Annotated in this window: 6 protein-coding genes; all 6 read left to right on the top strand. The window is 71.7% G+C overall.

The features are described from left to right. A partial coding sequence (locus LLG88_05720) for an ATP-binding protein (GenBank protein MCE5246405.1) occupies positions 1-1,938 on the top strand: 1,938 nt, incomplete at its 5' end. Between the two features lie 151 nt (positions 1,939-2,089). After that, the gene (locus LLG88_05715) at positions 2,090-2,833 is read left to right on the top strand and encodes a hypothetical protein (GenBank protein MCE5246404.1); all 744 of its coding nucleotides are present in this window, start codon (positions 2,090-2,092) and stop codon (positions 2,831-2,833) included. 61 nt (positions 2,834-2,894) lie between these two features. Continuing rightward, positions 2,895-3,251: a hypothetical protein gene (locus LLG88_05710; GenBank protein ID MCE5246403.1), complete on the top strand. Its 357-nt coding sequence runs from the start codon at positions 2,895-2,897 to the stop codon at positions 3,249-3,251. A 137-nt stretch (positions 3,252-3,388) separates the two neighbouring features. Then, entirely contained in the window at positions 3,389-3,805 is a 417-nt protein-coding gene (locus LLG88_05705; GenBank protein ID MCE5246402.1) for a DUF4150 domain-containing protein, read from the top strand. Positions 3,806-3,975: 170 nt separating this feature from the next. Then, positions 3,976-4,920 (top strand): hypothetical protein, encoded by a 945-nt coding sequence (locus LLG88_05700; protein MCE5246401.1) that lies wholly within the window; start codon positions 3,976-3,978, stop codon positions 4,918-4,920. A gap of 349 nt (positions 4,921-5,269) precedes the next feature. Further along, positions 5,270-5,500 carry a hypothetical protein gene (locus tag LLG88_05695; GenBank protein MCE5246400.1) on the top strand — a complete coding sequence of 77 codons (231 nt, stop codon included), beginning with the start codon at positions 5,270-5,272 and terminating at the stop codon, positions 5,498-5,500. Positions 5,501-5,609: the final 109 nt, after the last annotated feature.

The raw sequence follows: 5,609 nt of genomic DNA, 5'->3' as shown, positions 1-5,609 counted from the left end.
GCGGCGGGCCGGGCGGCGGGGGCGCCCGAGCCGCGGGCCGAGCGGCTCGCCGCGGAGCGCGGCCTGACGCCGTTCGAGAAGGAAGTCCTCGTCTTCGCCGCGGGGCTCTCCTCGGTCCGCGCCTTCGGCAAGGCGGTCGGGCTGCGGCGGTCGGCCTCGGTCGGCGACCTGCTCGACGCGCTCTGCGCGGGCGCCGAAGACGAGATCGCCTGCCGCCTCGCGTTCCGGCGCGGCGCGCCGCTGCTGCGCGAGGGACTGATCGAGCTCGGCGGCGGGTGCCGCGCCGACGGGCTCGACGCCGACGTCCGTCTCGACCGCGCGGTGGCGGACCTCATCCTCGGCTGCGAGGACGAGGACGGCTCGTGCTCCGAAGAGGGGCGTCTCTACGCGCCGCGGATCGACCTCGACCGTGTCGTGCTTCCGGCGGAGGACCGGGCGCTGCTGGAACGGATCGCGCGCCACTATCCCGCGTTCCTCGACGGCTGCCGCGCGCCCGGCGTCGCGGACGCGTTCGGCGGCGCCCTCGGGATGATCCTGCTCGTCCACGGGCCGGCGGGGACCGGCAAGACGATGCTGGCGAACGCGCTGGCGACGAAGCTGGGGAAGCGGGTGATGCCGGCCGACGTCCCCCTCTTCGGGCCGCGGGCCGGCGAGGACTCGCTCCGGCGGCTGCTGCGCGAGGCGCGGCTGCGCGACGCGGTGGTCTTCTTCGACGACTGCGAGAGTTCCTTCGCCGCCGACGCGGAGCGGCGCGCCCCGCGCTCCGTCCTCGCCGAGCTCGAGCGGCACGACGGACTGATCATCCTCGCCGCCCGAAGGCCGGAGGCCGTCGACGAGGCTCTGCGGCGGCGGATCACGGTCTCCGTCGGGCTCCGCCTTCCCGACGTCGGGCAGCGGGAGGCGATCTGGCGCGGGCTCCTCCCGGCGGGGATCGAGATCGACGGGGGCGTCGATCCGCGGCGGCTCGCCGAGCGGTACGAGCTCGCCGGCGCGCAGATCAAGGACGCGGTGCGGGCGGCGCTGTCGCGGGCGCTCCTGCGCGATCCCGCGCGTCCGCTGGCGAACGAGGAGGACCTCGAGGCCGGGGCGCGCCTGCAGGAGCTGGAGTCGGAAGCGCCGGCGGAGCGCGCGGCGATCACGACGCCGCGGCGCGGATTCTCGTCGCTCGTGCTGCCGCCGGAACTCGAGGCGTCGCTGCGCGACATCGCGGACTTCGCGCGGTCGCGGGGCGCGATGGCCGCGGACTGGGGCTTCGACGAGCTGCTCCTCGGCGGGGCGGGGATCGCGGCGCTGTTCCACGGCGCGCCGGGGACGGGGAAGACGCTCGCCGCCGAGGCGCTGGCCTTCGAGCTCGGGCGTCCGTTCCGGGTCGTCAACGCGGCGCAGGTCGTCTCCAAATGGGTCGGCGAAGGGGCGAAGCAGATCGCCGCCCTCTTCAGCGCGGCGCGCGCGGAGGGCGCGGTCCTCCTGTTCGACGAGGCGGACGCGCTGTTCGCGCGGCGCGTCGCGGTCCAGAGCGGCGCGGACCGCGAGGCCAACCTGGAGAGCGGCGTGCTGCTGCGGGAGGTCGAGCGTTATCCGGGCGTCGTGCTGCTGACGACGAACCTCGCCTCGAACATCGACCCCGCGTTCCTGCGGCGGATGCGCTTCGTGCTGGAGTTCCCGCAGCCCGACGCGGCGGCGCGGCTGCTGCTCTGGCGGCGCCTCCTCCCGGCGCAGACGCCGCTCGCGGCGGACGTGGACCTCGCGCGGCTCGCCGCCCGCCATCCGCTCACCGGCGCGCGGATCCGCAACGCCGTGCTCAAGGCCGCCTCGCGCGCCGTCGCGCGCGGCCGCGCGGCGCTGTCGATGGCCGACCTCGAGCAGGCCGCGCGCGAGGAATCGCAGGGCGACCTTCGCCGGCGTCCGATCGGCATCAACCCCGCGGACGCGGCCTGAGACGCGCGCCGCGGCGCGGTTGACGGCCCGGCGCGCGCGGCCCCAGACTCGCGTCCGCGCGGGGGAGCGCGTTGCGCCGGCGGGCGTTCGTTGCACGAACGGCCGCGCGGCGTCGGCGCCCGGGGCGCGCGTGTCGGAAAGGGGGAGTCCGATGATCGGAAGAGTCGTCGCGGTCGTTTTCGCGTCGTTCGTGTGTGCCTCGCTGTGCGCGGCGCAAGAGCCGCCGACGGTCGTCGGCGGCGGGGGAGGTCAAGAGATCGCGGGGCGCGAGACGGCGGCCTGCAACGCGAAGTACACGTTCCGCAAAGTCCGGATCGGCATGACGATGGCCGAACTGAAAGCCGCGAAGCCGTACGTGAAGAAGCCGCTGATGCGGTGGGCGTTCGTGAAGGAGATGTACCCCGGCGCCGAAGTCCGCGTCGTGTTCGACGACGGACCCAAGACGAAGCAGCAATTCACGGTTGCCGTGGTCGACGAGATCGGACGCGTGCAGGCTCTGTTCCTGCGGATGGACTCCGACGTGACGTCATCCGGCATCAAGCTGCACGCAGGGCTCTCGGGTCCGGAAGTCGTCGAATCGCTGGTGGAGAAGATCGGCCCCCCGACGACGGCGCGCCGCGTCAGTGGAACCTACTCGATCATGAACGGGTTCCAGCGCGTCGAGGTGCCTCAGTACGAGACCGAGTGGATTGACGAGACATGCCGCACTGTCGTAACTCTTTTCGAAGTCAGCCCTCAAGCGTGCGACGGCGGCTTGGCGACCTTGGAAAGCAGCATTCAGGATGATCTGGCGAAGGCCGCGTCGCTCCAGCACATCATCGTGGTGCGGCCGCTGGATGCCGTGCTGGCAGCAAGGGCAGCCCGAAAATCAGAAGGCCGAAGGCAGCTTGATTGACCAAAGCCGTCGAGGAGAGCTGTTCTGGCTGTAACGCTCCGGGCTTTCAATGACTTGGCTGATGAGCAATGCTGGCATTCCGACGATGCTTCCGACTGCGCTCGTGTTCCTCGCGGGGTCGGTTTCAGTGGCCGCCGGCGCGCTGGGGACTCGTCGCCGTCGTTTGCGCGTCGTCATGGGTGTCGCAGGATGCGTCCTCTCTGGTCTGGTCGGCGTTGCGGCCAGTTGCCGGCAGAACATGCTCGAGGGCGAGCGGCACACAGCGGACACCGCGGCAATTGCCGCGCAGGCGAAGCTCGTTGTTCCGCGGCGGGTCCGGGACGCCGACGGCGCTGTCGAGTCTCCGGTCCCGATGGCCGGCGAAGTCGATCGCGGCGCGGGCGTTCGCGGCGCGGGCGGCGGAAGCGGCCCGCGCTAACGCAGATCGACCGTCCCGAGACGGGGGACAGGGTGCTCGCGTTCGGCGGGCGCGAGTACTACGTCGTCGGCGCCCTTGCCGGCGCCGACCTGAAGCTCGACGGCGAGAAGATCCACCTCGGCTGAGGAGGGGCGGCGATGTGTCTACCGGCTTCGACGAACGGCGGCGGGATGTGCCTCGCGTTTCCCGACGTCTGCAAGACCCCCGCGCCCCCCGCGGGGCCGATCCCGCTGCCGTATCCGAACGTCGCGCAGCTGGCGCAGGCCAACGCGGCCACCTGCTCGCAGAAGGTCCTGATCTGCAACAAGAAGGCCGTGCACAAGGGAACGCAGATCCCGATGTCGAGCGGCGACGAGGCGGGCTCGGTGTGCGGCGTCGTCTCGAACATGATCAAGGGGCCGGCGGCGTTCAAGCTGGGCAGCATGAAAGTGAAGGCGGAAGGCCAGCAGCTCGTCTATGTCGGCTGCATGACCGGCCAGAACGGCTCGAACGCCAACATGCCCGCCGGCGCCCAGATCGCCCCCAGCCAAGTGCGCGTCCTCGTCTCTCCCTGAGCGGCCGCTTCCGCGCGGGGCCTGTCACGTCTCGCCGCGCCGGCGTCGGCCGCCGCGCCGCTCGCGAACCGTGATAACGTGCGGCCTGTCGTTCGGGGGGCCGCACGGCGCGAAGTCTGGTCTCGCGGGGCGCTGTCCCATGGCGGCGAACGAGCGAACGGGGGCGCGGAATGAAGATCCGGCGGTGGCAGATCGTCGTGGTCGTCGTCTTGGCGGCGACGGCGGCGTGGTCGTGGGCGAGCCTGCGCGAGGAGCGGGCGGCGCAGGTGAAGGCGCACACGGTTTTGGCGTTCACTGACCAGTTCGGGCGGCCGGCGGCGGGGTACCGCGTGCGGCTCTGCACGGTGCGGGTGGCGTGGTGGTCGTGGCTGTTCCCGTGGCACGCGCACGGATTCGAGCAGCGGGACGTGGCCGCGGACGCGCGGGGCGAGGTCCACGTGACCGGCAGGCATCTCTGGATCTGGTTGAGGGAGCTGGACAGGGAGCAGTACGTGGCGCCGCTGAAATGGAGCGCGACGACGCCGGCCGGGGAACGGATCAACTGGGGCTACCTGCACCGGCCGTTCGAAGGCCGGCTCGTCTACGGCGTGCTGCGCCGGGGAGCGGGCCCGGCGCCGGTCACGGAGTGGCGTGGGCCCGACGGCTTCGACGTGAAGGTGCGGGGCTGTGGGGGCGAGCCGGGGACGACGGGCATCCTGCCGCTTGTGATCAAGGGTTCCGGACAGGAGGACGGCCGGCTGAGATTCGAGGCGGAGGCGGTTTCGGCCGTGGGGCGGGAGCCCGGGCCCAAGGCGTACCACGGCTGGCGCGTGCGCGTCGTCGGGGAGGGCGCGCAGGTCCTCCGCGATCAATCCGGGGAATTGATCACTTTCGCGCCGGAGTCGGGGTACGCCGACGATTTCGAGATCGACGGCGCGTCGCTCGGGCAGGTGGTCGCGTTCGTGCGTACCGCCCACCACTGGTGGCATATCGACACCACTCTCCGGTACCGGCCGGAGGACTGCACCATCACCGTTACTCCGATGGGGCGGCAGACCAACCTGAACGGCTCGAACGACCTTTTCGACCGGCGCTGGAGCGGGAACTTCTGGCCGGATCCGTGCGTGGGAGAATAGAAGAACGGGGGCGCAGCGAAGTCCTGCGCTTCTCGACGGAATGGCGCAGCGACGCGCCGGCGAGGAGAGCGCCGCTGCGAGCCAAAGACGCCGGAGCCGACCGCAGACCTGAACGTCGCGCTTCGGGTGTCGCGGCCTGGAGACCGAAGAGCGGCGCTTGGATCCAAGCGCGTTTCGAGGAGCGGGACGCCGCACCCGACAGATTCGGACGAGGGACATTCAGGCGTCGTGCTCCGGCATCATCGGATCGCCGAGAGCGGCGCGTCGCCTCGGGCGGGGCGGTTCGCTGGGCGCTCCACGCGGGTGATGGGAGCCGTTGGAACGGGCGAAAGGACGAGGGGGAGTCGTCGTGCTCGGAATCCGGTTGAAGCGGTGGCAGATCGTGGCCGCGGTCGTCGTCGTCGCGGTCTTGACGGCGACGGCGGCGTGGTCGTGGGCGAGCCTGCGGGCGCAGCGGGCGGCGCAGGTGAAGGCGCACACGGTCTTCGCGTTCAAGGACCAGTTCGGGCGGCCGGCCGCTGGGTATCGCGTGCGGCTCTGCGCTGTGCGGTTGGCGTGGTGGACGTGGCTGTTCCCGTGAAGGCCGTACGTGTTCGAGCAGCGGGACGTGACGGCCGACGAGCGCGGCGAGGTCCACACGGCCGGCAGACATCTCTATTTGTGGCTGAAGGAGCTCGACCGGCAGCAAC

The sequence above is a fragment of the bacterium genome, from assembly GCA_021372775.1.
Lineage (GTDB): Bacteria > Acidobacteriota > Polarisedimenticolia > J045 > J045 > JAJFTU01.
The sequence above is the reverse complement of the archived record's forward strand: the minus strand, read 5'-3'. Positions and strand labels throughout refer to the sequence as shown.

Bases quoted from the DNA above. Each gene is read 5' to 3' on its own strand.
- LLG88_05700 (MCE5246401.1), top strand. From the start codon at position 3,976: ATGAAGATCCGGCGGTGGCAGATCGTCGTGGTCGTCGTCTTGGCGGCG.
- LLG88_05715 (MCE5246404.1), top strand. From the start codon at position 2,090: ATGATCGGAAGAGTCGTCGCGGTCGTTTTCGCGTCGTTCGTGTGTGCC.
- LLG88_05705 (MCE5246402.1), top strand. From the start codon at position 3,389: ATGTGTCTACCGGCTTCGACGAACGGCGGCGGGATGTGCCTCGCGTTT.
- LLG88_05710 (MCE5246403.1), top strand. From the start codon at position 2,895: ATGAGCAATGCTGGCATTCCGACGATGCTTCCGACTGCGCTCGTGTTC.